The organism is Mesorhizobium vachelliae, from assembly GCF_033977325.1.
Classification (GTDB): Bacteria; Pseudomonadota; Alphaproteobacteria; order Rhizobiales; family Rhizobiaceae; genus Mesorhizobium; species Mesorhizobium vachelliae.
This window is the reverse complement of sequence record NZ_JAVIIR010000002.1, coordinates 138,207-163,845: the sequence shown is the minus strand read 5'-3', so window position 1 is coordinate 163,845 and position 25,639 is coordinate 138,207. Positions and strand designations below refer to the sequence as shown.

Below are 25,639 nucleotides of genomic sequence, written 5' to 3'. Positions count from 1 at the left end.
GATCTTGCAAAACGTTCGGCCATTACGTAAGCCGACCACACTCCCCCCGCAAGAGATTGGACCTGCCCATGGCAACCACATTCGACCTCATCCTGACAGGCGGCACGGTGGTCAATCATGACGGCGAGGGCAGGCGCGACATCGGCGTGAAGGCCGGCCGCATCGCGCGGATCGGCGATCTCGGCCAGGCTTCGGCCGGCGAAACCATCGACTGCACAGGCCTGCACATCCTGCCGGGCGTCGTCGACAGCCAGGTGCATTTCCGCGAACCGGGTCTGGAGCACAAGGAAGACCTGGAGACCGGCTCTCGCGCCGCGGTGCTTGGCGGCGTCACCGCCGTCTTCGAAATGCCCAACACCAATCCGCTCACCACCAGCGAGGCAGCGCTGGCCGACAAGGTGCGGCGCGCCACGAACCGCATGCATTGCGACTTCGCCTTCTGGGTCGGCGGCACGCGCGACAATGCCCGTGATGTCGGCGAACTGGAACGGCTGCCGGGAGCGGCCGGCATAAAAGTGTTCATGGGGTCTTCCACCGGCGATCTTCTGGTCGAGGACGACGAAGGCGTCGCCTCGATCCTGAAGAACACCCGCCGCCGCTCCGCCTTCCATTCGGAGGACGAGTTCCGCCTGCGCGAACGGCTCGGCGAACGCATCGAGGGCGATCCGTCGTCTCATCCCGTCTGGCGCGACGAGGTCGCGGCGCTGCGCTGCACGGAGCGGCTGGTGCGCATCGCCAGGCAGAGCCGGGCGCGCATCCACGTGCTGCACATCTCGACCGCCGAGGAGATCGTCTTCCTTGAGCAGCACAAGGATGTCGCGACCTGCGAGGCGACGCCCCACCATCTGACGCTGAGCGCCGACGACTATGCCCGGCTGAGCACGCTGATCCAGATGAACCCGCCGGTGCGCGCCGCCCGCCACCGCGACGGCGTATGGCACGGCATCTCCCAAGGCATCGTCGATGTGCTGGGGTCCGATCATGCGCCGCACACGCTGGCCGAGAAGGCGAAGCCCTATCCGGCCTCGCCGTCGGGCATGACCGGCGTGCAGACGCTGGTGCCGATCATGCTCGACCATGTGAATGCCGGCCGTCTCACGCTGCAGCGCTTCGTCGACCTTTCCAGCCATGGCCCGCAGCGCATTTTCGGCATGGCCAGGAAAGGCCGCATCGCCGCAGGCTATGATGCCGACTTCACAATCGTCGACCTGAAACGGCGCGAGGCCATCACCAACGCCCAGGCCGGCTCCAAGGCCGGCTGGACGCCCTATGACGGCAAAGAGGTAACCGGCTGGCCGGTCGGCACCATCCTGCGCGGCACGCGCGTCATGTGGGAGGGCGAGATCGTGACGCCCGGCCAGGGCAGGGCGGTGGAGTTTTCCGAGGCGCTGCCGGCCTGATCCGCCAACATTGGATTTGTTAAGCGCTCTGCACTATCTTGTGCGTGCTATGACCGCGAATATTGCGCCGATCATTCCCGCGGAGTTTCCTGAACTCCAGGCGCTCGCCTGGAACCGCGACATCACGCGCCCCATCCCCGCCAAGGAAGTGTTTGCGCTTTATGAGCGCAACTGGCGCTTTGTCGATCAAAAGCGCCTTACGGAGCGTGAGAAGCTGCTTATTACGAAATTGGCCGACGAATTCGGCCAAGGTATTCTTCTGACCACGTCGTGATAGTCCATCTTCTATCCCGGTCGCGCGCCGCCGACGTGCCCGACGGGAATATTGCGGGTAAAGATCATGAAGGCGTTCGGAAAACCGGAGCACAAGATAATTGCCGAAGCCCTCGGACTGATGGATCGCGACTTTCTTACGGCCACTCGATGCTGGTTTGGCGGCGGGACGGCCATTGTCATGAAGCTTGGAGAGTATCGTCGATCACTGGATCTGGATTTCCTTTGCGCCGACGCCAGCGGTTACCGTGATCTGCGGACACGAGCGTCGGAACTCGGCGTTCGAGCCTTTTTCCCTGAGCCCGTCGAAGCCGTTCGGGATTTCCAGATCGACCAGTACGGCCTGAGGACCGTTGTGAGCCTTAAAGGGCAACCGATCCGGTTCGAAGTCGTCCGGGAAGGGCGCATCGATTTGCGCGGTCATTTCGACGCGGATTTGGGGATACCGGCGCTCGCTCCGGCGGACATGTTTGCCGAGAAGCTGCTGGCCAATGCCGACCGATGCCAGGATCGTGCTGTCGCATATCGAGATGCCTTCGACCTTGGGATGCTGGTTAAGGCATACGGGCAGATTCCGACTGAGGCCCTCGACAAGGCACAAACCGCCTATGGCCCCGACATCGAACGCAAACTCGTCTGGGTAGTGGCCAAACTCCGGGACAAAGACGAACTCCGCGCCGCCGCCGAAGCCTTGCAAATGGACCCCGTCGTAGCAACCGACGCCATTTCGGCTCTGACAAACGAAGCGGCTCGGATATGGCCGGAGACCGACAAGCGATAGTTCCGGCTTAATCCCCGGCGACGAAAAACAGCCACTGTCCCGTCGGCGTGATGCCGACGCGGTAGAAGATGTAGGCGCCGAACTGCTTCATGTCGTCATAGTCGCTGGCCGTGACCAGCTTGAACAATTCGACGCGCTGCCTGGGATCGAGCTTGTCGAGCGGCAGCGCGAAGAAATACGGCCAGACATAGAGTTCCTGCGGCATGCCGGTGTCGACATGCACATAGCCGGCCGAAAGCACCTCTTCGAGGATGGCGAGGATCTCCTGGCCGTCGCCGTCGCCCGAGAGGCCCTTCAGGAAGGTGACGGGATCGCCGTCAATGTCACCCAGCGACAGTTGCGTCATGGAATCACCCTTGCCGATCAGCGGCCTCAGCTTCTCGATGTCGCCGGTCCGGCAGGCCTCGATGATCAGCCCATGCATGCGCTTGACCGGTTCGGGCAGCGTGTCGAGGTCGTAGACGACCGCGGGCGGCGGAGCGTCCGGATCGGCGCGCGGGCTGGTGATGCCGCCATTGGCTGGCGGCGTTTCCGGCTCCTGCTTGTCCGTGTCGTCGGCCGGCTGACCGCCGTCCGCGGGTTTGGTGCCGGGCGCCTCCGGCACCGGCACGGCGGTGCCGGGCGCGGCGCTGTTGCCATTGGCGGGCGGGGTGACCGGCGAAGGCAGGTCCTCGCGCTGGATCTCGCTCAGCGCGTAGGAAGGTGTGCTGGCGAGGCATAGAGGCAGCACCAGGCAGGAAGCGGCGATCAGGATGCTGAGGGCCAGCCCGTGTGGCCGGCCTGACATCGAAAATCTCACCGCTTGCCTCTCCATGATTCCCGGGTTCGGCCGCAGGTCGGCGCCCTGAGTGTCCGAGCGCATGGGCATGATGCCCAAATGGCGTGTCACCGTCAAAAACTCGTGGTCAAAAAGTCGCTGTCAAAACAGGTGGCTAGTGCTTCAGCCGTTCCGGCTCGAAGGCGCCGGCGATCACTTTCTCGCGCATGCGGTCGAGCAGCGCCAGCGCCGAGGTCTCGCCATTGGCGCGCAATATTTCGCCGAAAGCCGTCTCCAGCGCTGCTTCGGCGATGATTTCCGGTTCAATGCCAGCCGACAGGCCTTCCGCCCAGGCTTCGCTGTGGCTCTCCACGGCGGTCAGGCGCTTTTCTTCCCTGACCAACGCGTCGATGTCGCTGACACCATGTTCCATTGCGATGTCCACCTTCTGCAAGCTGCGATCCGACCGAATGGATCCGGCTTGGTCTGCAAGTTCGTCCGCAATCTCACTTAAGTCTTTGTAAATGCGACATTTTTACGGTCGAAATCTACATTGTCGGCGAGACTGCCCTTAACCGATGCGGAGCTTAGCCGATTAGACCGGCTTGCGGCATCAAAACCTTCAGTTTGAGTTAATTCCGCAATTGCACGCTAACGTTTCATTAACGCTGTTGCGCAAGTGCAACACATGATTGCACCAGAGCGGGACAGGAGACAATAAGGCACGTCACATTGGCGCCGATTGCCGCAAAAAAACTGCGTAAAACATTGCGGCCGGACCAGCCGGGCTCAATTCCCGTAGCGGGAGGCGATGTCGCGCGACAGCGTCTCGCCTTCCTTCATGTAGCGGGCAATGGCCTCAGTCGCCGAAGGCGTGCATTGGGTATAGGTGCCGCTGAAGGAGCGGTAGCCGCGGTTGAACGAGGCGATGAAGCGGGCGCGCCGGTCGGGATCGGGATTTTCCGACTCGAGCAGCTTTTCCATCTCGACCCGCCACTGGTCGCCTTTTTCGCCACAGAGGTTGCGCAGGAAATGCAGCGATCCGAGCACTTCGGCCAATCGCATGAGCCCTGGCTCGAAAGGCGCCTCTGCGGCAAGCGCCGGCGGTGCCGCGACAGCGACACTGACGGCGAGGCATGCGGCGAGAAAAGCGGAAGCGCGGGTCATCAAAGCCTTGCGATGAAAGGGCAGGGCTTTGTGGCGAAACATTTTGTCGCCCGCAAGGCCATTCTAGGTGCTCACCGCCTGGCGCCTTGCGCAGGGCCAAGCAACTCCTCGGCGACCGAGAACACATCGCCGGCAAGCGGCATCCCTGCCATTTCAGCCAGCGTGTAGAACGCCGCGGTCTCGGCATCGTCATTTGCCGCGGGCTCGCCGCCGGCATAGGCGGCGCCGAACACCGTCAGCAGGTAGTCGACAGCGTGATTCGCCTCGTTGCCGTCGATATGGATATCGCGCAGCGGGCGATAGCCGGTCGCCTCTAGCCCGGTTTCTTCCAGCAATTCGCGCGCGGCGGCCTCCGCCAGCGTCTCGCCCGGCTCGACCTTGCCGCCGGGATAGGCGTAGAGCCCTTGCGACGGCGCCCGCCCACGCTTGACCAGAAGCACGGTGCCGTCGCGCACGACGGCGACGGAAACGGCCGGTATGATCTTGCGCTGTTCCATGCGTGCCGATCTTCCTGCAGCCTTTTGTGGACCGATTGGGCGAATCCAGCTTTACCCGTTGCGGCGCGGCGGTTCCACCGCCACTTTCATGGCATATCAACCGACGAGCCAGATCCATGTGCGGACGCTTTGCCCTGACCGCCACGCCCGACCAGACCGCCGCCTTCCTTGGCTTGGCCGAGCTGGAGGAATTTCCGGCCCGCTACAACATCGCGCCGACGCAGCCGGTGCTGATGGCGCTTGCCGGCCCGCAGCGGGAACCCGGCTCGAACCTGCCGGACCGCCAGGCCATGCTGGTGCGTTGGGGCCTGATTCCGGCCTGGGTCGAGGACACCAGGGCGTTTCCGCTGCTCATCAACGCCCGCTCCGAAGGCGTGCTGCAAAAAGCCTCGTTCAAGACCGCCATGCGCCACCGCCGTGCTTTGGTGCCGGCGTCGGGCTTTTACGAGTGGCAGCAATCGGGTGGCGGGAAGGGCCAGCCTTACTGGATACGGCCGAAGCAAGGCGGGGTCATCGCCTTCGCCGGCCTGATCGAGACTTACGCCGAGCCTGGCGGTTCCGAGATGGATACCGGCGCGATCATCACGACTGAGGCCAATGCCGGCATCGCCCATATCCACGACCGCATGCCAGTGGTCATCGAGGAGCGCGACTTCGCCCGCTGGCTCGATTGCCGCACACAGGAGCCGCGCGACGTGCTCGATCTGCTGAAGCCTGCGGGACCCGATTTCTTCGAGGCTGTCCCGGTTTCCGACCTGGTCAACAAGGTCGCCAACACCGGGCCGGAGATACAGGAGCGAGGCATCGTTTCGCCGCGGGCCGAAAAGCCCAGGCGCCAGAAGCCCGGCGCGGACGAAAACCAGATGAGCTTATTCTAGCGAAGGCTGCCTGCCTCGAAAGGCGGCTCTGGGGCCTTCATCTCCAGGGCGCTCTCTGGCGCCCTCATCGCCGGTGTCCCCGTCGTCGGGGATCATGCCGGTCGTGCCTTTTCAGGCAGCGCGCGGTGAGACGATTTTCTGCGCGGGCTTCTTCTTCTTCGCGGTGTGAAGAAGGGCGGCGACGATGGCCGCCGGGCCGATCGCGCGGTAGTGGCTGGCGAGAGCCGGCTGCGTTTGTCGGTTCTGTTCCTGCTTGCTGCGGGCCATTGTTCTCTTCCCTGGTAACGGCTTCGTGTTCAGCGTTTGGCGGCCGATTCCGACCAAATCGTGACATCTGGCGGTCTAGCCGGCGAATGTTTCATCACTGTGCCGACATGTTTAATAAAATGTTTCGGCCTGTTTTTACTTGTGATCCAGCGACATCTTTCCTTGGTGGAGCGACTTGACGGCAACACCCGCCGGCGCGATAAAGCCGCCCATGAAAACGTCTTTCGCCATTTGTGGCATTTGCATTATTCGCTAGCCTCGCGCTGGTCCGGACGTTTTCGCCTCATCTTTCCCCAGATCGGAAAAACGCCCCGGCCAGCAGGCTGGAGCCTGATTTGTGCCCTCGGCGCAGACAAGGCTCCGACCAATCTAAGGGATCGGAAGGGCACGCATGTCTGACGCATCGAAGGGCCTCAGCCTCTACAACACGCTGACGCGGACGAAGGAGCGTTTCGTTCCGATCGATCCGCACAATGTGCGCATGTATGTCTGCGGCCCGACCGTCTACGACTTTGCCCATATCGGCAATGCGCGGCCGGCGATCGTCTTCGACGTGCTTTTCCGCCTGTTGCGCCATCTCTACGGCGAAAGCCACGTCACGTATGTGCGCAACATCACGGATGTCGACGACAAGATAAACGCACGTGCCTTGCGCGATTTCGGCGGGGAGATCGCGGCCGGAAAGCTGTCGCTCAACGACGCGATCCGCAAGGTCACCGAAAAGACCGCCGACCAGTACCACAAGGATGTCGCGGCACTCGGCTGCCTTGAGCCGACCTACGAGCCGCGCGCCACCGAGTTCGTCGCGCCCCGGGCCGACGGCAAGGCCGACATGCTGTCGCTGATCCGGCAGCTGATCGAGCGCGGCCACGCTTATGTCGCCGGCGGCGAAGTGCTGTTCGACACCGCCTCGATGCCGGACTATGGCGAATTGTCGAAGCGCAATCTCGACGAGCAGCAGGCGGGCGCGCGCATCGCGGTCGACGCGCACAAGAAGAACCCTGGCGATTTCGTGCTGTGGAAGTTGTCTTCGCCCGAAGAGCCCGGCTGGGAGAGCCCATGGGGCAGGGGCCGGCCCGGCTGGCACATCGAATGCTCGGCCATGTCGGCCGCCTATCTCGGCGAGGTCTTCGACATCCATGGCGGCGGGCTGGACCTGATCTTCCCGCACCACGAGAACGAGATCGCCCAGTCACGCTGCGCCCACGGCACCAAGGTCATGGCCAATGTCTGGATGCACAACGGCTTCCTGCAGGTCGAAGGCCAGAAGATGTCGAAGAGCCTCGGCAACTTTTTCTCGATCCATGAGCTGCTGGAGACCAGCACCTTCGGCGGCCGCACCTGGCCGGGCGAGGTGCTCAGGCTGGCGATGCTGATGACGCACTACCGCGAGCCGATCGACTTTTCCGTGCGCAAGCTGGAGGAGGCGGAGAACACATTGCGCAAATGGAAGCGCGCCGCCGACCTCGCGCCTGCGGCGGCAAAGGAATTGCCGGCCGAGGTGGTGGAAGCGCTCTCCGACGATCTCGCTACCTACACCGCCTTCCAGCGGTTGACGCAGCTTGCCGGCGAGGCGGTCGATGCCGGCGCCGGCGAGAAAGCCGCGGCTTCATTGAAGGCGGCGCTGGCCTTCCTCGGCTTCGACACGGGCGCGGCCAAGGTGGATGAGGATGCGATCGGCAAGGCGATCGCCAAACGCTTGGAATTCATTGCCGCCAAGAACTGGGCCGAAGGCGACCGCATCCGCGACGAGCTTCTGGCGCAGGGCGTGCAGTTGAAGGACGGCAAGGATCCGGCGACGGGCGAACGTGTGACGACGTGGGAGATCAAAAGGTGAGGGTGGATGCTTGCGAGGTAAAATTGGAGAGGCTGGCGGGACAGCGCCCCTCTCTGTCCTGCCGGACATCTCCCCCACAAGGGGGGAGATTGGATGTCACCGGCGATTTCGCCAATCTCCGACGTTGCAGAATTGAGCATGGCGCCAAAGCTGCCAATCTCCCCCCAAGTGGGGGAGATGTCCGGCAGGACAGAGGGGGGCGCCGTAGAGCGCTGACCTCGACTGTCAGAAGCAGCCCCCTGCGCTTCTGGCACCGCGCCGCCATCCGCGATATCGACAGGGGCAGCGCACCGCTTGTTCCTTTTGCGCCACCAACGCAGGAGCTCGTTCCATGATCGATCATCTCGGCATCACCGTTTCCGATTTCGACGCATCCAAAACCTTCTACGACAAGGCGATGGCGCCGCTTGGCGCTTCGCTGCTCTACATGGTGCCGCAGGAATATACCGGCGGCGCCAAGGTCGGCGGTTATGGCCGCGACCGGCCGGTGTTCTGGCTGAGCGACGGCACGGAAAAGCCGAGATCCACCCAACATGTCGCCTTCACTGCGCGCAGCCGCGCCGAGGTCGATGCTTTCTATCAGGCAGCGCTTGCCGCCGGTGGCAAGGACAATGGCGGACCTGGCCTGCGTCCGCATTATCATCCCAACTATTACGGCGCCTTCGTCTTCGATCCCGACGGCAACAATGTCGAGGCGGTCTGCCATGACCCAGAGTGAGCCATGTTGCGGAGTGAGCCCGTGTTTTGGAGCAAACGATGAGCCTCGATAACCGGCCGGTCTACACCGGTGGCTGCCAGTGCGGCGCGGTGCGCTTCCGCGTCGAAGGCGCGCTGGGCGATGCCTCGGTCTGCCATTGCCGCATGTGCCAGAAGGCGAGCGGCAATTTCTACCTGCCGCTGGTCTCGGTGCGCGGCGCCACGCTCGACTGGACGCGCGGCGAGCCGAAACGCTTCCGCTCGTCCAATGCCGCATGGCGTGGCTTCTGCGCCGAATGCGGCACGCCGCTGACCTTCGAGGCGCCGGACGGCGTGGCGCTGGCGATCGCCGCCTTCGACGATCCGGCCGGAATCGCGCCGACCATCCAGTGGGGCGTCGAGGCGAAGCTTCCCTATGTCGACGGCATTTCGAAACTGCCGTCCGAGGAGACGATGGCCGATGTCTCGTCGGCGTCTTACCTTGCCGAGCTCGTCTCCTATCAGCATCCAGACCACGACACCGACCAATGGTCGCCGGAGGAAAAACCATGACCGATCAAGTTCGAACCGGCGGCTGCCAGTGCGGCGCCGTGCGCTTCCGCATAAAGGGCAAGCTTGGGCGCCCGTCCATCTGCCACTGCCGCATGTGCCAGAAACAGTTCGGCAATTTCTTCGGGGCGCTCGTCACTGTGCCGAAGGACGGCGTCGAATGGACCCATGAGGAGCCGAGCTATTTCCAGTCCTCGGTCAACATCGACCGCGGGTTCTGCCCTCGCTGCGGCACGCCCCTGACCTACCGCCAGCCCGGCGCGCTGGAGATCGCCATCGGCGCCTTCGACGACCGCTCGGATCTGGCACCGCAGATCCAGGTCAACTACGCCGTTCGCCTGCCTTGGGTGGAGAAGATCTTCGAGGCGCCGATCCATGACGACCCCGACTACTATCGACGGCAGGAGCAGATCATCTCCTTCCAGCATCCCGATCACGAGACGGCCAACTGGCCGCAGCAGGGCTTGAAACTATGACGATCCACAGCAGTTCGTTGCGCACGCTCTATCCCGAGATCGAGCCGTTCGAAACCGGCACGCTCGATGTCGGCGACGGCCACACCATCTACTGGGAGCGCTGCGGCACCAGGGGTGCCAAGCCTGCGGTGTTCCTGCATGGCGGTCCGGGCGGCACCATCTCGCCAAAACACCGGCGCCTGTTCGACCCGAAACTCTACGATGTCATCCTGTTCGACCAGCGCGGTTGCGGGAAATCGACCCCCAACGCCTCGCTCGAGGCCAACACGACCTGGCATCTCGTCGCCGACATCGAGCGCCTGCGCGAGACGGCGGGTTTCGACAAATGGCTGGTGTTCGGCGGTTCCTGGGGCTCGACGCTGGCGCTCGCCTACTCCGAGACGCATCCCGAGCGCGTCAGCGAGCTCGTCGTGCGCGGCATCTACACGCTCACCCGCGCCGAGCTCGAATGGTACTATCAGTTCGGCGTCTCGGAGATGTTTCCCGACAAGTGGGAGCGGTTCCTGGCGCCGATCCCCGAGGCCGAGCGCGGCGACATGATGGCCGCCTACCGCAAGCGGCTTGTCGGCTCCGACCGCGCGCGCCAAGTCGAGGCCGCCCGCGCCTGGAGCATCTGGGAAGGCGAGACGATCACGCTGCTGCCTGAGCCCGAGACCAGCGACCCGTTCGCCCAGGATGACTATGCGGTCGCTTTCGCCCGCATCGAGAACCATTATTTCGTCCATGCCGGCTGGCTGGAAGAGGGGCAGCTTTTGCGCGACGCCTGGAAGCTGAAGGACATCCCCGGCACCATCGTCCACGGCCGCTACGACATGCCGTGCCCGGCGAAATATGCCTGGGCGCTGCACAAGGCCTGGCCGAAGGCGGATTTCCACCTCATTGAGGGCGCCGGCCACGCCTATTCTGAGCCCGGGATTCTGGACCGGCTGATCCGGGCGACGGATCGGTTCGCGGGGAAATTCCGGGCGACGGATCGGTTCGCGGGGAAATAGTGATGCGCGTTCGCGCTCTACGTGAAGGATCGCGGCCTTTCGAGCTATAGCCATGACAAAACAGAGACTTTTCCTTTTCGACACCACCCTGCGCGACGGTCAGCAGACGCCGGGCATCGACTTTTCCGTCGAGGACAAGATCGCGATCGCAAAACTGCTCGATGAGTTCGGCATCGACTATGTCGAGGGCGGCTATCCCGGGGCGAACCCAACCGACACCGCCTTCTTCCAGAAGAAGCGGACTGAGAGCGCGAAATTCGTCGCCTTTGGCATGACCAAGCGGGCAGGGGTCTCGGCTTCCAACGATCCGGGGCTGGCGGCGCTGGTGCAGTCGAAATCCGACGCCATCTGCTTCGTCGCCAAGAGCTGGGATTACCATGTGCGCGTGGCGCTCGGCTGCACCAATGAGGAGAACCTGGAGTCGATCAAGACCTCGGTTGAGACGGCCGTCGCTGCCGGCAAGGAGGCGATGGTCGACTGCGAGCATTTCTTCGACGGCTTCAAGGCCAATCCCGATTACGCGCTGGCTTGCGCGAAAACCGCCTATGAAGCCGGCGCGCGCTGGGTGGTGCTGTGCGACACCAATGGCGGCACGCAGCCTTCGGAAGTGCGCGCCATTGTTGCGAAAGTGATCGCCGGTGGTATTCCCGGCGATCATCTCGGCATCCATGCCCATGACGATACCGGCCAGGCGGTGGCGAATTCGCTCGCCGCGATCGAGGCTGGTGTGCGCCAGATACAGGGCACGCTTAACGGCATCGGCGAGCGCTGCGGCAACGCCAATCTGATCACCATCATCCCGACGCTTTCGCTGAAGCCTGCCTGTGCCGACCGCTTCGAAACCGGCATTTCGGCCGAGGCGCTCACTGGAATATCCAGGCTCTCCCGCGCCTTCGACGAACTGCTCAACCGCGCCCCGGAAGCGCAGGCGCCCTATGTCGGCGCCTCCGCATTCGCCACCAAGGCCGGCATACATGCCTCGGCACTTGCCAAGGAGCCGGCGACCTATGAGCATGTCCCGCCGGAAGCCGTCGGCAACCGCCGCCGCGTCATGGTCTCCGACCAGGGCGGCAAGGCCAATTTCCTTGCCGAGCTGAAGCGGCGGGGCATCGAGGTGCCCAAGGACGATCACCGGCTCGACTCGCTGATCGCGGTGGTCAAGGAACGCGAAGCCGAAGGCTATGCCTATGAAGGCGCCGATGCCTCCTTCGAGCTGCTTGCGCGCAAGATGCTGCACGGCCTGCCGGAATTCTTCAACGTCACCTCCTTCCGCTGCATGGTCGAGCGCCGCTTCGACGCCAACGGCCAGTTGAAGACGGTCTCTGAAGCGATCGTGAAGGTGCTGGTCGACGGCGAGGAGAAGATGTCGGTGGCCGAAGGCCACGGCCCGGTCAACGCGCTTGACATCGCGCTGCGCAAGGACCTCGGCAAATACCAGAGCGAGATCGTCGACCTCGAGCTCGCCGACTTCAAGGTGCGTATCCTCAATGGCGGCACCGAAGCCATCACCCGCGTTCTCATCGAGTCGCACGATTCCACCGGCGCCCGCTGGTGGACGGTCGGCGTGTCGGAAAACATCATTGACGCTTCCTTCCAGGCGCTGATGGATTCCATCGTCTACAAGCTGATGAAGAACCGCGAGATGGCGGGGCTGGTGGCGGCGGAGTAGCACCGCCGCCCTTCCTCGCCCCCGCGAAGCGGGGGAGAGGTGGCCCGGCGAAGCCGGGACGGAGAGGGGGACGCCCTCCACGAAACCAGAGTCAGAGCAGGATAGGACTCGATCGGAATCTCTCAATCGCAGCCCGCTCCCGCTTTACGAAATCCCCTCTCCGTCCCGGCCGCGCCGGGCCACCTCTCCCCACGGCGTGGGGCGAGGAACTTGTGCCCCGCTCGCTTGAACCATCACAAAAAGTCCGTTGATCCATCATAATTTTGTGATGGCCTTGGGCGGCCTACTGGGCCATAGCGTTGGGCCATGGTCACCGCTACAGCCGATCTCGATCAGGACGCCAAGGCCCGCCGCGGCTTCCTCCTAGCGCTTGGCGCCTATTTCCTGTGGGGGCTCTTGCCCTTCTACATGAAGGCGGTGGCGCACCTGCCGCTTGCCGAGGTGATTGCCAATCGCGTCGTCTGGTCGGTGCCGATCGCGGCGGCGGTGCTCATCTGGGCCGGCCGCACCGCCGACTTCAAGGCGGCGATCCGCTCGCCGAAGAGCCTTGCCATGGCGGCGCTGACGGCGGTGCTGATCTCGATCAACTGGGGCATCTATGTCTGGGCGATCGCCGTCGACCGCACCGTCGAGACCGCGCTCGGCTACTACATCAACCCGCTGGTGGTGGTCGTGGTAGGCGCGGTGCTGCTCGGCGAGCGGCTCGACCGGCTGCAGATCGCCGCCGTGGCGCTGGCTGCGATCGCCGTGGTGGTGCTGACCGTCGAGGCCGGCAAGCTGCCCTGGGTGTCGCTGGCGCTCGCCTTCTCTTTCGCCGCCTACGGCTTCTTCCGCAAGACGCTGCCGATCGGCCCGAGCCAGGGTTTCCTGCTCGAAGTGCTTTTGCTGTCGGTGCCGGCGCTCTGCTACATCGTCTACCTGATCGCCACCGGGCAGGACCATCTTTTCTCTAGCAACGCAAAAGATACCGCGCTGCTGATCGGCTGTGGCCCGATCACCGCGGTGCCGCTGCTGCTGTTTGCCTTCGGCGCCCGGCTGCTGCGCCTGTCCACGATCGGCATCATGCAATATATCGCGCCGACCATGGTGTTCCTGATCGCCGTGCTGATCTTCGACGAGCCGTTCGGCACCACGCAGGCAATCGCCTTCGCGCTGATCTGGGCAGCTCTGGCCATGTATAGCTGGTCAATGTTCAGGGGCCGCGAGATCCGCCCGGCGGCACCAGCGACAAGATAGGGATCGGCGCGCTATACGCGCCCCAGCCGCCGCACGATCTTATAGACAATGCCGGCGATGACGACCGAGATCGCCGTCACCACCCAGAAGCCGTGCGGCGTGTCGACCAACGGCAGCCCGCCGACATTCATGCCGAACAGGCCGGAGATGATGGTCATCGGCAACAGCACCGCCGTCATGACGGAGAGGATGTAGAGCAGTTGGTTCGACTGCTCGGTGAGCTTGGCCATCAGTTCGTCCTGCAATAGGCGCGTGCGCGCCTGCAGTTGCTCGCCGTCGTGATGCAGCGTGTGCGCCCGGTGCGACAGCCTCGTCGCCATGTCGTTGATCGGGTCGGGCAGCTCGTTGCGATGCGAATGGTCGAGATGGCGGAAGAGGTTGGTGAGCGTCGCCATCTGCCGGTGGATCAGCACCAGCTGCCGGCGCGCGTCGACCAGCGCCTGGCGCTCATTGTGCCATGCATCGCATACGATACGGTCCTCGATGCCGTCGAGCGTATCGCCCATCTTGTCGAGCTCGGCCGCCATGCCGTCGAGCGACTGGCCCATCACCGCCTCGATCAGCTCGGCCGGCGTGCGGAATTTGCGCGTGCCGCTCTCCACCAGCTTGCGGATCTTGTCGACCGATTCCAGCGGCTGCTTGCGGGCGCCGACCAGCATCCTGTCGTTGAAGGCGAAGCGGAAATGCGTGAGCCCGCGCGCCTCGGCGAAATCGTGCCTGAGGTCGGGCAGATCGCCATAGAGGAAGTCATCCTCGAAATCGATCTGGCAGCCATGGCTGGGCGACAGGAAGGCATCGCGCACCGGCGCCGGCAGGGCCTCTTCGGCGCCGATCTCCTGGCGCGCGCGCATATCGGTGATCTGGTAGCTGCGCCAGCTCCAATGCGCCTCGGCGGGATCGTTGGTGCGGGAACCATCGGCCTTGAAATGGTAGATGAAAAACAGCCCGTGCTCGTCCGGCAGATAGGGCGAGAGGTCGGTGCCTTCGGCGGGGAGGGCAATGTTCATGGCGGCTTCGCCGGCTCTTGATGCGGTCGGGGTCGCGGGGGCGGCCAGGCAGCGTTTCTAGCATGCGTAACCCGTTCGGGTGTGACGGTTCGATGACGGCTGCGGTCAGACTGCCTCCGTCCTGATTTCGTGCTTTGCCAAAAAATTCTTCGGCGCCCCGGGAATAAAGCCCGGGCCTTCCGGGTCTTGGCTGTAGCGAGGCCATCCTCCCAAGGCACGCAGCAACCAACCGGAAGGAATACGCACATGAACAAGATCGTCTTTGCCGCAGCCGCCATTCTCGTCGCCACCGGCGGCGCCTTCGCCGGCAGCGACCACTTTTCCGTGACGAATGCCGGCCAGCAGGCCGCCGCCATCGATACCACCACCACCGCTTCCATCGCGACGCCCGACATGGACCGCCACGACATGAAGCCGGCGGCCAGGATTGCTGCGGAAGAGCCCGGCCAGGGCATTTGGGGTCATTAGGCCGGTTGGACCGAAAGGTCCTCACCCAGGAGTCCAGGATCATGGCTCCTGATCCCCGGTGGGACCGACGGTCCTCATCCAGGAGTTCGGAACCAAAGGTGCTGATCCCGGCGAGGAAGGCACGCCTCAAAGGGATCAACGACCGGAAGTCTCGATCTCCCCGGCGCCGACCGGTCTTCAGTCAGACCGGCCGGCTCCGGTCCCGCAGCCGGCGGAGGGTCGCACCGGGCCCTCCGCCATTCTCTCATACCGCCTGAAACCTGAAGCAGATTTGCAGCCACAAGAGGAGATTTCTGATGTTCAACATGACACGCCGCATGGTGCTCGGTTCCGCCGCCGCCGCTGCCGCCTTCGGCATTGCCGGCAAGCTGGAATTCGCGCCCGCGGCTTACGCCGAAACCCCGGTCGAACCGCTGGTCGGCTTCTACAAATACAAGGTCGGCTCGCTCGAGGTCACCGCCGTCTATGACGGCATCTGGCGCAAGCCCCACGACCCGGCCTTCATCAAGGACGTGTCGGTCGACGACACCAAGGCAGCGCTCGCCAAGGCGGGGCTGACCACCGAGTTCATGCCGATCCCCCTTACCGTCGTGGTGCTCCAGATGAACGGCCGCACCATCATGATGGATGCCGGCTCCGGCGTTGGCCAGTGGCAGGCCAACGCCACGCATCTGCCGGCCAACATGAAGGCCGCCGGCATCGACTACAAGGCGATCGACACTATTCTGATCTCGCATTTCCATCCGGACCATGTCTGGGGCCTGATGGAGAAGGGCACCAACGCACCGGTGTTCCCGAATGCCGAGCTGATCGTCAACGCCACCGAGTACAATTGGTGGACGGATCCGAGCCGTCTCGCCAAGCTGCCCGAGGGCCGTAAGCCCGCCGGCAAGCGCATCGCCGAGAACTTCCCGAAATGGAAGAACTGGAAGCTGGTCGACGACGGCGCGGAAGTGGTGCCCGGCATCCGCCTCATGGCTGCGCCCGGCCACACGCCTGGACATTCTGTCTACCATGTCGATGCCGGCTCCGAGCAGTTCCTCGTCTCGGCCGATACCATGTACGTGCCTGCGCTGCTCGCCCCGCATCCCGAATGGCAGGGCAGCTACGACCAGGACGGGCCGATGGCGATCACCACGCGCCACAAGATCATCGACCAGGTGATCGCCGACAATGTCCGCATCTGCGGCTCGCACTTCCCGTTCCCCGGCACAGGCAGCTTCGTCAAGGACGGCAACGCCTACGCCTTCACTCCAACCCAGATCTGATCGGAATCGGATCCTGAACAGAAAGCGACAACTCCAATGAAACACGCACTTTTCGCGGTGCTCGGTGCCATTGCGGTGCTGACCGCGGCCCCGATCGTCATCGCCGTTCCGGCCTATGCCGTGGACGATATCGAAGGCGCCGACGCGCCGGATCTGACGGCCGTGAAGGCCAAGATCGAGGCCAAGGACTACAAGGGCGCGCTGGCCGACCTGCGCGACCTGGCGCAGGACAACCAGCAGGCCGACGTCTACAATCTGCTCGGCTTCACGCTGCGCAAGACCGGCGACTACCAGACCTCGCTGACCTACTACACCAAGGCGCTGGAGCTTAAGCCCGACCACAAGGCCGCGCATGAATATCTGGGCGAGCTCTATGTCGAGACCGGCGACATGGCCAAGGCCAACGAGCAGCTCGCCTCGCTGCAAAAACTCTGCCCGTCGGGCTGCGAGGAGCTTTCCGACCTCAAGCAGGCCATCGACACCAAGGTGACGAAGTAGACCGACGCGGCCCGTAAGGCTCGCTTTTTTAGGCGCCACGGGGTAGCGCCCGAAAACCGGAGCCGGCGTTCCTCTCCCTCGCGCCGGCTCCGACCTTTTAACCCCAAGCGCGCGGGCTCGTGTCGACCGGATGCGTGGCGCACTCGCTCATTTCCAAGATGCCTGTTCCCAAGGATTGGAGCCGACCATGACACCGATCGAACTTGCCGAAAAGCTGCACGCCAGGGATGTGGTCCTGCTTGCCGGCCGGCTGTTGCTGTCCCTGATCTTCGTGCATGAGGGTCTGCAGCTGGCGACGCATTTCGAGGGCGCTCAGAAGGCGATGGCCGCGCTTGGCGTCGGCACGCCGCTGCTTATCGCCACCATCGCGCTGCAGCTCGGCGCCGGCCTGTCGGTGGCGCTCGGCATCCTGGCGCGGCTGGGCGCGATCGGCCTTGGCTTGTTCTGCCTGATGACGGCCAGCCTCTTCCACACCAATTTCGCCAGCCAGAACGAATTGCTGCATTTCGAGAAGGACCTGGCGATCGCCGGCGGCATGTTCATCCTGGCGCTGAGCGGGCCCGGCAGGTTGGCGGTGGACAGGGTACTGTCCGGCCTAGCCAAGGACACCAAGATCGATCCGCCCATCGAACAGCATCTGTCGGTGGGGGAGACGAGCCTGCCTGTTTGAGGCGGGGCGCCAGGCGCGCAAAACCGCCGGTAGTGGTGCCGACAAGGAAACTTCTTTGGATTGCTCGCACCCGATGCTATTTGCTCGGGGCCTAACCTGAAGACGTCGCCTTGAATACGACAAGCCTACTGCGCCACATCAATGCAAGGCGTTGCCTTCGACTGCTGCAAAACGGCCGGCAGCTTTCGCGCGCCGACATGGCCCGGCAACTCGGCCTGACGAGGGCCACGATCGGCAACGCCATGCGTGTCCTGCTCGACGCCGGCCTTGTCGTCGAGAGCGCCGAAATGTCGCCCGAAGCGCGCAAGGGCCGTCCGGGCGTCGGCGTGTCGCTCAACCCTTCCGGCGCATATTTTGTCGGCGCCGATGTCGGCACGCGGTCCTTGACCGGGGTGCTGCTCGACCTGCAGATGAACGTCGTCAGCCGGATCGTCGAGCCGACCGGCCCACGCTACCGCGACGCCGAACACATTGCGGCAAGGCTGCTTTCCCTGATCGAGAGGTTGCTGCTCAACGAAAATCCCGCTCTGCAGGACAAGGTGGAGGGCATCGGCATTTCGGTGCCGGGCCTCGTCGGTCGCGACGGCAGCGTGGTGCACGCGCCATTCCTGGAATGGCGCAACTATCCGCTGCAGGCGGAGTTGACGGCAAGGTCCCCGGCCGACTGGTCGGTCATGGTCTGCAACGACGCCTTCGCCTTCGCCAATGCCGAGCTCGCTGCCTCCGCCACGGCGAAGGCCGGCAGCATGCTTGTCGTTCTCCTGGCCGAGGGCATCGGCGGCGCCATCATCGATGACGGCCGCGTCGTGATGGGCGGGCATGGCTATTCCGGCGAAATCGGCCACACCATCGTTTCCGCCGGCGGGCGCGTCGATACGTTCGAGATGCTGGCCGGCGCGAAGCTCTTCACCCGTCTGTTCGAAGAGGGCCAGCCGGTGGCCGACGGCGTCCAGATGCTGCTCGCCAATGTCGGCGACAAGGACGTGGACGCGGTGCTCGACGCCTGGGTGAGCGGCCTTTCCGCAGGTCTCGTCAACGCCATCCATTTGCTCGACCCGGGACGCATCGTGCTCGGCGGCCCGCTGGCCGGCCTCTACCCAAAGCTCAGCCGGCGCATCCAGGCCGACATCAAGCGGCGCCTTCTGGCGGGCTTCGCCATGCCCGAGATCAGGGTGGCGCAGTTCGGCGCCGACGGCGCCGCGATCGGCGCGGCGGCCACCATCCGCGACACGCTTTTCGCTCTGCCCGACCTCGAAGCCGGCACGATGTAACGCAGTCCACAGCGTTTTTCGCCCATTTTTGCGCTGCGTGGCATCCGGCCATGGCAGCCGACTTTTGCAAGCCGTATCAAAGGGTTAGCGCGGGCGATGGTACGTAAAGCCGCGCCATCTTCGCGTCCTGCAAGGCAGCAATCGCAGAAATCCTGATCAACCGCCTTGACGCGGCGCGGTTTGTGATATTTGTTTTTGTATAAGACAAAAACAAATATCAGGGAGCGAGCTCGTGCCCGTAAAAAAAGACGCCCGTTGTCTGCGTGTCGGTATCCTCGGCTGCGGACCGATTTCGCAATTCGCGCATCTGGAATCGGCGCAGAAGGGCAGGAACGTCATCCTGCAGGCCGTGTGCGACGTCGATGCCGATCTGGCTCAGCGTTTCGGCTCCTTCTACGACGCGATCCGCATCTACAACGACTATGACCGCATGCTCGCCGATCCACAGGTCGAGGCGATCGTCATCGGCATCTCCGATGCCTTCCACGTTCCGGCGGCGATCAAGGCTCTGTCGGCCGGCAAGCACGTTCTCTGCGAAAAGCCGATCGCCATGTCGGTCGAGGAGGCGGAGGAACTGAAGGCCCATGTCGAGCGCACCGGCCTGGTGCTGCAGATCGGCCATATGCTGCGCTTCGATCCCGGCATCCAGGCGGCGCACGAGTTCGTCACGAAGGAGATGGGCTCGCTGCTGGCGCTGAAGGCCTGGTATTGCGATTCCACCCATCGCTACACCATGACCGATGCGGTACAGCCCGTGCCGAGGACTGGCGCCAAGGCGCTGAAGCCGGCCGGGGACCAGAAGGCCGACCGCCAGCGCTATTTCATGCTGGCGCATGGCAGCCACCTCGTCGATCTCGCGCGCTATCTGGCGGGGCCGATCAAATCGGTCCAGGCGCGGCTGCTCGAGCGCTTCGGCGCTCATTGCTGGTTCGTCGACACCGAATTCGAGAATGGCGCGCTCGGCCATCTCGACCTGACGCTGCCGATCCGGATGGACTGGCACGAGGGCTTCCAGCTCTATGGCGAGAACGGCAGCGCCACCGGCAAGATCTTCAATCCCTGGTACTATAAGTCGAGCGAGGTCGACATCTTCCGCGAGAGCAGCGCCTCCTCCGAGCGCGTGCTCGGCGCCGACGGCCATTTCTACCGCCGTCAGCTCGAAGGCTTCGCCGACGTCGTGCTCACCGGCGTGCCGATGAACGGCGCCTCGATCGAGGATGGCGTCGCTTCCGTCCGCGCCATGGTGGCGATCGGCCAATCGGTCCGCAGCGGCAAGCCCGTCGATCTGGCCGACGCCTCGGGTCCGGTCTGATGTACCCCGCAATCTTTGCCCGGACCTATCCGCTCGGCCCCGTCGACCAATTGCTCTCGGCGATCGGGCAGGACGGCTATGAGGGCATGCAGTTCAACCTGTCATGCCTGGGATTGCCCAGCCTTCCGGACACCGTCCCCGCCGCCGAGCTGAAGGCATTTGCCGAGGCCTCCCGCGCACAGGGCTTGGCGATTGCCGGCCTCTCCGGCACCTACAACATGGCTCACCCGGACGAGGTCTTGCGCCGTGCCGCCCGCGCCCGCTTCGCCAATGTCGTGGCCGCCGCGCCGCTGCTCGGTGCGCCGATCGTGACGCTGTGCACCGGCTCGCGCAATGCCGACGACATGTGGGCAGCGCACCCCGACAACGCCTCGCCGTCCGCCTGGGCCGACATGCGCGCCGAGCTCGATGCGGCGCTCGAGCTTGCCGAGAAGCACGATGTGCGGCTCGGCATCGAGCCGGAGCCCGGCAATGTCGTCGCCGATGCCGTTCTCGCGCGGCGGATCCTCGACGAGGTCGGGAACCCGCGCCTCGGCATCATCCTCGACGCCGCCAATCTCGTCGGCGACAGGCTGAGCGACCAGGCCCGCGTCATGGAAGAGGCGGTCGACCTGCTCGGCGAGAACATCATCCTGGCTCACGCCAAGGACATCGACCGCGCCGGCAAGATTGTTGCCACCGGCGCCGGTGCCGTCGACCTCCATCGTTTCCTGCGGCTCTTGCGCTCCTGCGGCTACGGCCAGGCGGTCGTCGCGCATGGCTTCGAGCACAAGGATGCGGCCGCCTCGGGCGTGGCCTTGCGCGCGCTTCTCAAGGACGTGTCGTGACAGCCGGAACCTTCACCACCGCCGACGGCTGCGCGCTGACCTTCGATGTCGCGGGCAAAGGACGGCCGGTGCTATGGCAGCACGGGCTCGGCGCGCCGCTCGACCAGCCGGTCGAGGTGTTCCCCGACATGGCAGGCCTGCAGCGCATCACGCTGATGTGCCGTGGCCATGGCGCATCCGCGCTTGGCGATCCGGCGCGCCTCTCGATCGCGCAATTCGCGGACGATGCCCTGGCGCTGCTTGACCATCTCGGCGTCGAGCAGGCGGCGGTCGGCGGCATCTCGCTGGGCGCGGCGATTGCGCTCAGGCTTGCAAGCCTCGATGCCGCGCGCGTCGCGAAGCTGATGCTGGCACGGCCGGCATGGGTGGACGGTCCTTCAGTCGCGCGCCAGCATGGCTACCACGTCGCGGCGCAATATCTCGAACAATACGGCGCCGATGAAGGTGCGGAGCGTTTTCTCGCCTCGCCGGAGTTCCTTGAGGTCCTTGCGGCCTCGCCCGACAATGCGGCCTCGCTCATCGGTTTCTTCAAGCGCTCGCGGCCGGGCACGACGATCGCGCTTCTGTCGCGCATCCCGCTCGACTGGCCGGGCATCAGCCGCGCCCAAATCGCGACGATCCGGCAGCCGGCGCTGGTCATCGGCAACGACCAGGATTACGTCCATCCGCTCGCTTATGCGCGCGAGCTGGCAGGCCTCATCCCTGGCGCCCGGCTGACCGAGATCACGTCGAAGACGATCGACCGCGTCGCTTATGTCGCCGAGTTCCGCGACGCCCTGGCAGGCTTCCTTCCGGACAGCGGAGGCGACCGATGACGCTTGGTTCGATCCGGTCGATCCTGGTCGTCGATGTCGGCGGCACGTCGGTCAAATGCGGCATGGTCGTCGACCGTGTTCCGCAGGCCGGCGAGCGGCTCTTCCCGTCCGCCTTGCTGCGCAACGCCGATCCCGTCGGCAGCTTCGCGAAGCTCGTCAGGGAGTTCTGCGTCGAGGCAGGCCTCACCCCCGATCTGATGGTCTCGACCGTTCCAGGCTTCATCGATACCGATGGCGACCGCGTGCTCTTCGCCGGCAATGTCCCCGAACTCAACGGCCATCGCCTGGCGAGCGAGCTCGGCGCGCTGCTTGGCTTCCCCGTCATCATCGAGCGCGACTCCGTGCTGGTGCTGGCGGGCGAGGCGATCGCGGGTGCTGCCAAAGGCGCCGACAGCGTGCTCGGCCTGTTCTTCGGCACCGGCGTCGGCGGCGCCTTCCTGCAGGGCGGAGAGGCCTTTCGCGGCGGCGGCTGGGCGCTGGAAATCGGCCATATGCCTTTCGGCAATGAGGGCAGGGCGCTGGAAGGGCTGCGCACCGACTGCCTGGAAACCTACGTTTCTGGCCGCGCCCTGGAAGTGATCGCCGCCAGGCACAGCGTCCCCGTCACCGAGGTCTTTGTCCAGTCCCGGCGCAACCCCGGGCTTCGTGCGGATGTCGACCGCTTCGTGCGCGATCAGGCGCTCGCGATCGGCACGGCGGTGGCGCTTTTTTCGCCGGCCACGATCGTGCTCGGGGGAGGGGTTTGCGCGATCGAAGGATTCCCGCGCCGGCAGTTGGAAGAGCTGGTGGCGCTGCGGGCGCCTTTCGCCGAGACGGGTCGCCCGATGGATCTGCGCTGGGCCGGGCTCGGCTGGCGCGCCGTCCTCTATGGCGGCCTCAAGGCCGCCTACGACTATGCCGCGGCGCGATCGATGCCGGCATCGCAAGCCAAGCAAGAACGGGAGTCCCTGCCATGAGCCTGTTGGAGCTGAAGAACATCTCGCGCCAGTTCGGCGCCATCCACGCTGTCGAGGACGTGTCGTTCAAGATCGAGCCCGGCGAGATCGTCGGCCTGATGGGCGACAACGGCGCCGGCAAGTCGACGCTGGTCAAGATGATCGCCGGCAACTTCCCGGCCTCGTCCGGCAAGATGATCTTCGACGGCAAGGAGGTGCAGTTCAGCCAGCCGTCCGACGCTCGCCGCGCCGGCATCGAGATCGTCTACCAGGACCTGGCGCTCTGCGACAATCTAAGCGCCGCCGCCAATGTCTTCCTCGGCCGCGAGATCATGCGCTCGGTCGGCCCTTTCAAATTCCTCGACCACCGCAAGATGCGCGAGCGCGCCGCAGAGCTGTTCCGCGAGCTGCAGTCCGAGACGCGGCCGCGCGACGTGGTCAAGCGCATGTCGGGCGGCCAGCGCCAGGCGGTCGCCATTGCCCGCACCCGCCTGGCCGACGCCAAGCTGGTGCTGATGGACGAGCCGACCGCGGCGATCTCCGTGCGCCAGGTCGCCGAGGTGCTGGCGCTCATCAAACGCCTCAAGGAGCGCGGCGTCGCCGTCATCCTGATCTCGCACCGCATGCCCGACGTGTTCGGCGTGTGCGAGCGGATCATGGTGCTGCGGCGCGGCCATCTGGTCGCCAACAAGCTCGCTTCGACCAGCTCGCCCGAGGAAATCACCGCCTTGATCGTCGGCGCCAAGGCCGCGGCCTGAAGGCAACAGGGGAGGATGAGATGAACAAGTCTCCAGACGCCAGCAATTTGGATTCGGTCTTCAGCCTGTCGGAACGCAGCAAGCTCGGCGAGATGCTGCGCAGCCAGGAATTCTGGATCGTCGTCGCGGTGCTGATCATCGGTGCCGTGGTGGGCATGATCGCGCCGCGCTTCCTGACCAGTGCCAACATGGCCAACATCCTGCAGAATTTCTGCTTCACGGCGCTGATGGCGATCGGCATGACGCCGGTGATCATGACCGGCGGCATCGACATCTCGGTCGGTTCCACGCTTGGCCTGACCGGCGTGCTGCTCGGCCTGTTCTGCGCCAGCGGCTATCCTTTCGCCGTCGTCGTGCTGTTCGTGCTTCTCGTCGGCACATTCGTCGGCATCGTCAACGGCGCGCTGGTCTCATACCTGAAGCTGCCGCCCTTCATCGTCACGCTCGGCATGATGAGCCTGGTGCGCTCGCAGACGCTGGTCGTCACCAACAACCAGGTAGTCTACGATTTCGGCAAGGCCGGCGACACGCTGCTCGCGCTGGGCAGCGGCTCCTTCCTCGGCGTGCCGAACGTGCTTTGGGCCGTGATCGTCTCGGCCGTCGTCATGCAGTGGCTCCTATCGATGACGAAGTGGGGCCGCTACGTGCGTGCCATCGGCGGCAATGAAAATGCCGCGCGTCTCTCCGGCATCCCGGTCGATCGCGTCAAGGTTTCGACCTATGCGCTGCTCGGCGCCATGACCGGCATGACCGCCATCTTCCTCGTCGGCTGGATGGGCGCCGCCACCAACGCGCTCGGCCAGGGCCAGGAGCTGCAGGTTATCGCCGCGACCGTCATCGGCGGCGCCAACCTGCTCGGCGGTTTCGGCACCTCCTTCGGCGCCGTCATCGGCTCGGTGCTGATCGAAGTGATCCGCAACGCCCTGCTGCTCGCCGGCGTGAATCCCTTCTGGCAGGGCACCTTCGTCGGCCTCTTCATCCTGTTCGCGGTGCTGCTTGAACGGTTCCGCTCCACCCGCGCCTAGCACCGTCCCGGACAGACCAGGCTATGCGCCCGGTCCGCAGATCATGTCCGGGAGGGATCGCGCAATTCGTGCAGACAAGACATCAAAGAGAGGAGAAAACATCATGACAGGCATCATCAACAGACTGACCTTGCGGCTGGCCGCGACCGCAATCGCGGCAGCGCTTGCCGCCGGCACGACGGTCGCTCCGGCTTCGGCCGAGACTTATGCGGTGATCGTCAAGACGGTGAACGACGTCTTCAGCGCCCCGGTCAAGGAAGGTTGCGAGAAGGCCGCCAAGGACCTCGGCGTCGAGTGCTACTATATCGGTCCTTCGGAGGTGAACGAGGCCCAGCAGCTTCAGGTCATCAACGACGTGCTGACCAAGGGCGTCGACGGCATCGCGGTCTCCGCAACCAATCCGAAGTCCGCCGCCCGGTTGCTGGAGAAGGCGAAGGCCGCCGGCATCCCGATCGTCACCTTCGACGGCGATCTGCTGCAGGAAGACGCCGGCCTGCGTTCGACCTTCATCGGCACCGACAATTACAATTTCGGCGTCGAGCTGGCGAAGAAGGTCGTCGAGTACAAGCCGAAGGGCGGCACGGTCTGCATCCAGACCGGCACGGCCGGCTCGCTCAATCTCGACCTGCGCGTCCAGGGCATTCGCGACACGCTGGCCAACGTCTCCAAGGACAAGCCGGTGAAGCGTCTTGCCGGCGAGAACGGCTGGACCGAGGTCGACGGCTGCCCGATCTACAACAATGACAACATCAGCCTCGCTGCCCAGCAGATGAACGACGTGTTGGTCGCCAATCCCAAGCTCGACGCTTTCGTCGCCGTCGGCGGCTGGGCGCAGTACGCGCCGTCGGCCTATCGCCAAGCAGTTGGCCGGGTGAAGGACCGCGTCGATTCCAAGGACCTCGTCATCTCCTTCGGCGACGCCTTCGCGCCGCAGCTGCCGCTGCTCAAGGATGGGCTTGCCCACTACCTGGTCGGCCAGAGCCCATACAATATGGGCTACAAGTCGATCGAGGCCCTGCATGACCTGAAGCAGGGCAAGACGGTGCCGCCCTATATCGACACCGGCTTCGTCAAGTGCACGCCCGACATGGCCGACACCTGCGGCAAGAACTGATCCGCAAAGAACCGATCGTCAGACAGGCCGGCGGGAATCCGCCGGCCCTTTTCCAGGATAGCGCAGTGAAGAAGCTGAAGGTTGCCGTCCTCGGCACCGGAATGATCGTGCGGCGTGCGCTGCCGCGCGTCGACAGCGCCCTGGCCGTGCATGAGAGCATCGACCCGGTCTACCGACAGTCCGGCATGGGCTAGCC

The 25,639-nt window shown here is 64.5% G+C and carries 30 protein-coding genes; 24 read left to right on the top strand and 6 right to left on the bottom strand.

The features are described from left to right. Positions 1-68: 68 nt before the first annotated feature. The 3 genes from RFM41_RS04420 to RFM41_RS04410 all read left to right on the top strand — a co-directional run bounded on the left by RFM41_RS04420 (position 69) and on the right by RFM41_RS04410 (position 2,454). Complete coding sequence (locus RFM41_RS04420; protein WP_320246690.1) at positions 69-1,400, top strand: dihydroorotase; 1,332 nt, start codon at positions 69-71, stop codon at positions 1,398-1,400. 49 nt (positions 1,401-1,449) lie between these two features. Next, positions 1,450-1,674 (top strand): hypothetical protein, encoded by a 225-nt coding sequence (locus tag RFM41_RS04415; RefSeq protein WP_320246691.1) that lies wholly within the window; start codon positions 1,450-1,452, stop codon positions 1,672-1,674. 66 nt (positions 1,675-1,740) lie between these two features. After that, on the top strand, positions 1,741-2,454 hold the full coding sequence (locus tag RFM41_RS04410; RefSeq protein ID WP_320246692.1) for a nucleotidyl transferase AbiEii/AbiGii toxin family protein: 714 nt from the start codon (positions 1,741-1,743) through the stop codon (positions 2,452-2,454). Positions 2,455-2,461: 7 nt separating this feature from the next. On the opposite strand, the gene RFM41_RS04405 is transcribed toward RFM41_RS04410, so the two are convergent. The 4 genes from RFM41_RS04405 to RFM41_RS04390 all read right to left on the bottom strand — a co-directional run bounded on the left by RFM41_RS04405 (position 2,462) and on the right by RFM41_RS04390 (position 4,875). Further along, positions 2,462-3,253, bottom strand: coding sequence for a hypothetical protein (locus RFM41_RS04405; RefSeq protein WP_320246693.1), 792 nt, complete (start codon positions 3,251-3,253; stop codon positions 2,462-2,464). Between the two features lie 133 nt (positions 3,254-3,386). Next, positions 3,387-3,644, bottom strand: a complete 258-nt coding sequence (locus tag RFM41_RS04400; RefSeq protein ID WP_320246694.1) for a hypothetical protein — start codon at positions 3,642-3,644, stop codon at positions 3,387-3,389. A 356-nt stretch (positions 3,645-4,000) separates the two neighbouring features. Beyond that, complete coding sequence (locus RFM41_RS04395; RefSeq protein WP_320246695.1) at positions 4,001-4,378, bottom strand: TIGR02301 family protein; 378 nt, start codon at positions 4,376-4,378, stop codon at positions 4,001-4,003. Positions 4,379-4,449: 71 nt separating this feature from the next. Beyond that, positions 4,450-4,875 (bottom strand): NUDIX hydrolase, encoded by a 426-nt coding sequence (locus RFM41_RS04390; RefSeq protein ID WP_320246696.1) that lies wholly within the window; start codon positions 4,873-4,875, stop codon positions 4,450-4,452. A 116-nt stretch (positions 4,876-4,991) separates the two neighbouring features. Here RFM41_RS04390 and RFM41_RS04385 point away from each other — a divergent pair, with 116 nt between their 5' ends. After that, a complete protein-coding gene (locus tag RFM41_RS04385; RefSeq protein ID WP_320246697.1) occupies positions 4,992-5,753 on the top strand; it encodes an SOS response-associated peptidase in 762 nt (253 codons plus the stop codon). A 111-nt stretch (positions 5,754-5,864) separates the two neighbouring features. On the opposite strand, the gene RFM41_RS04380 is transcribed toward RFM41_RS04385, so the two are convergent. Further along, positions 5,865-6,020, bottom strand: coding sequence for a hypothetical protein (locus tag RFM41_RS04380; protein ID WP_140755187.1), 156 nt, complete (start codon positions 6,018-6,020; stop codon positions 5,865-5,867). Between the two features lie 391 nt (positions 6,021-6,411). Between RFM41_RS04380 and cysS the strand changes: the two genes are divergently transcribed. The 7 genes from cysS (at position 6,412) to rarD (ending at position 13,475) form a co-directional block, all read left to right on the top strand. Beyond that, positions 6,412-7,857, top strand: a complete 1,446-nt coding sequence (gene cysS / locus RFM41_RS04375) for a cysteine--tRNA ligase (protein ID WP_320246698.1) — start codon at positions 6,412-6,414, stop codon at positions 7,855-7,857. A 331-nt stretch (positions 7,858-8,188) separates the two neighbouring features. Beyond that, positions 8,189-8,575: a VOC family protein gene (locus RFM41_RS04370; protein WP_320246699.1), complete on the top strand. Its 387-nt coding sequence runs from the start codon at positions 8,189-8,191 to the stop codon at positions 8,573-8,575. 38 nt (positions 8,576-8,613) lie between these two features. Continuing rightward, a complete protein-coding gene (locus tag RFM41_RS04365) occupies positions 8,614-9,105 on the top strand; it encodes a GFA family protein (RefSeq protein WP_320246700.1) in 492 nt (163 codons plus the stop codon). Then, positions 9,102-9,578 (top strand): GFA family protein, encoded by a 477-nt coding sequence (locus RFM41_RS04360; RefSeq protein WP_320246701.1) that lies wholly within the window; start codon positions 9,102-9,104, stop codon positions 9,576-9,578. Before RFM41_RS04365 ends, RFM41_RS04360 begins: the two co-directional genes overlap by 4 nt. Further along, positions 9,575-10,570 carry a prolyl aminopeptidase gene (gene pip / locus RFM41_RS04355; protein WP_320246702.1) on the top strand — a complete coding sequence of 332 codons (996 nt, stop codon included), beginning with the start codon at positions 9,575-9,577 and terminating at the stop codon, positions 10,568-10,570. Before RFM41_RS04360 ends, pip begins: the two co-directional genes overlap by 4 nt. Before the next feature lie 52 nt (positions 10,571-10,622). Beyond that, positions 10,623-12,239, top strand: coding sequence for a citramalate synthase (gene cimA / locus RFM41_RS04350; RefSeq protein WP_320246703.1), 1,617 nt, complete (start codon positions 10,623-10,625; stop codon positions 12,237-12,239). A gap of 306 nt (positions 12,240-12,545) precedes the next feature. Continuing rightward, the gene (gene rarD / locus RFM41_RS04345; RefSeq protein ID WP_320246705.1) at positions 12,546-13,475 is read left to right on the top strand and encodes an EamA family transporter RarD; all 930 of its coding nucleotides are present in this window, start codon (positions 12,546-12,548) and stop codon (positions 13,473-13,475) included. Between the two features lie 11 nt (positions 13,476-13,486). Here the strand turns inward: rarD and RFM41_RS04340 are convergent, their stop codons facing one another. Continuing rightward, positions 13,487-14,482: a transporter gene (locus RFM41_RS04340; protein ID WP_320246707.1), complete on the bottom strand. Its 996-nt coding sequence runs from the start codon at positions 14,480-14,482 to the stop codon at positions 13,487-13,489. 246 nt (positions 14,483-14,728) lie between these two features. On the opposite strand from RFM41_RS04340, the gene RFM41_RS04335 reads away from it, so the two are divergent. The 13 genes from RFM41_RS04335 to RFM41_RS04275 all read left to right on the top strand — a co-directional run bounded on the left by RFM41_RS04335 (position 14,729) and on the right by RFM41_RS04275 (position 25,637). After that, the gene (locus tag RFM41_RS04335) at positions 14,729-14,950 is read left to right on the top strand and encodes a DUF680 domain-containing protein (RefSeq protein WP_320246708.1); all 222 of its coding nucleotides are present in this window, start codon (positions 14,729-14,731) and stop codon (positions 14,948-14,950) included. A gap of 296 nt (positions 14,951-15,246) precedes the next feature. Beyond that, positions 15,247-16,218 carry an MBL fold metallo-hydrolase gene (locus RFM41_RS04330; protein WP_320246710.1) on the top strand — a complete coding sequence of 324 codons (972 nt, stop codon included), beginning with the start codon at positions 15,247-15,249 and terminating at the stop codon, positions 16,216-16,218. Positions 16,219-16,254: 36 nt separating this feature from the next. Next, positions 16,255-16,716 (top strand): tetratricopeptide repeat protein, encoded by a 462-nt coding sequence (locus tag RFM41_RS04325; RefSeq protein ID WP_320246711.1) that lies wholly within the window; start codon positions 16,255-16,257, stop codon positions 16,714-16,716. A gap of 187 nt (positions 16,717-16,903) precedes the next feature. Next, entirely contained in the window at positions 16,904-17,386 is a 483-nt protein-coding gene (locus RFM41_RS04320; RefSeq protein ID WP_320246712.1) for a DoxX family protein, read from the top strand. 197 nt (positions 17,387-17,583) lie between these two features. Continuing rightward, a complete protein-coding gene (locus RFM41_RS04315; RefSeq protein ID WP_320246713.1) occupies positions 17,584-18,657 on the top strand; it encodes an ROK family protein in 1,074 nt (357 codons plus the stop codon). A gap of 232 nt (positions 18,658-18,889) precedes the next feature. Then, entirely contained in the window at positions 18,890-19,969 is a 1,080-nt protein-coding gene (locus tag RFM41_RS04310) for a Gfo/Idh/MocA family protein (RefSeq protein ID WP_320246714.1), read from the top strand. Continuing rightward, positions 19,969-20,796, top strand: coding sequence for a sugar phosphate isomerase/epimerase family protein (locus tag RFM41_RS04305; RefSeq protein WP_320246716.1), 828 nt, complete (start codon positions 19,969-19,971; stop codon positions 20,794-20,796). Before RFM41_RS04310 ends, RFM41_RS04305 begins: the two co-directional genes overlap by 1 nt. After that, positions 20,793-21,611 carry an alpha/beta fold hydrolase gene (locus RFM41_RS04300; protein WP_320246717.1) on the top strand — a complete coding sequence of 273 codons (819 nt, stop codon included), beginning with the start codon at positions 20,793-20,795 and terminating at the stop codon, positions 21,609-21,611. The genes RFM41_RS04305 and RFM41_RS04300 overlap by 4 nt, the downstream gene beginning before the upstream one ends. Next, positions 21,608-22,567: an ROK family protein gene (locus RFM41_RS04295; RefSeq protein ID WP_320246719.1), complete on the top strand. Its 960-nt coding sequence runs from the start codon at positions 21,608-21,610 to the stop codon at positions 22,565-22,567. The genes RFM41_RS04300 and RFM41_RS04295 overlap by 4 nt, the downstream gene beginning before the upstream one ends. Then, positions 22,564-23,304, top strand: coding sequence for an ATP-binding cassette domain-containing protein (locus RFM41_RS04290; protein WP_041008552.1), 741 nt, complete (start codon positions 22,564-22,566; stop codon positions 23,302-23,304). The genes RFM41_RS04295 and RFM41_RS04290 overlap by 4 nt, the downstream gene beginning before the upstream one ends. Positions 23,305-23,324: 20 nt before the next feature. Continuing rightward, the gene (locus RFM41_RS04285; RefSeq protein WP_052467914.1) at positions 23,325-24,329 is read left to right on the top strand and encodes an ABC transporter permease; all 1,005 of its coding nucleotides are present in this window, start codon (positions 23,325-23,327) and stop codon (positions 24,327-24,329) included. Positions 24,330-24,432: 103 nt separating this feature from the next. After that, complete coding sequence (locus RFM41_RS04280; protein WP_320246723.1) at positions 24,433-25,443, top strand: sugar-binding protein; 1,011 nt, start codon at positions 24,433-24,435, stop codon at positions 25,441-25,443. A gap of 65 nt (positions 25,444-25,508) precedes the next feature. Beyond that, positions 25,509-25,637 (top strand): hypothetical protein, encoded by a 129-nt coding sequence (locus tag RFM41_RS04275; RefSeq protein WP_320246725.1) that lies wholly within the window; start codon positions 25,509-25,511, stop codon positions 25,635-25,637. Positions 25,638-25,639: the final 2 nt, after the last annotated feature.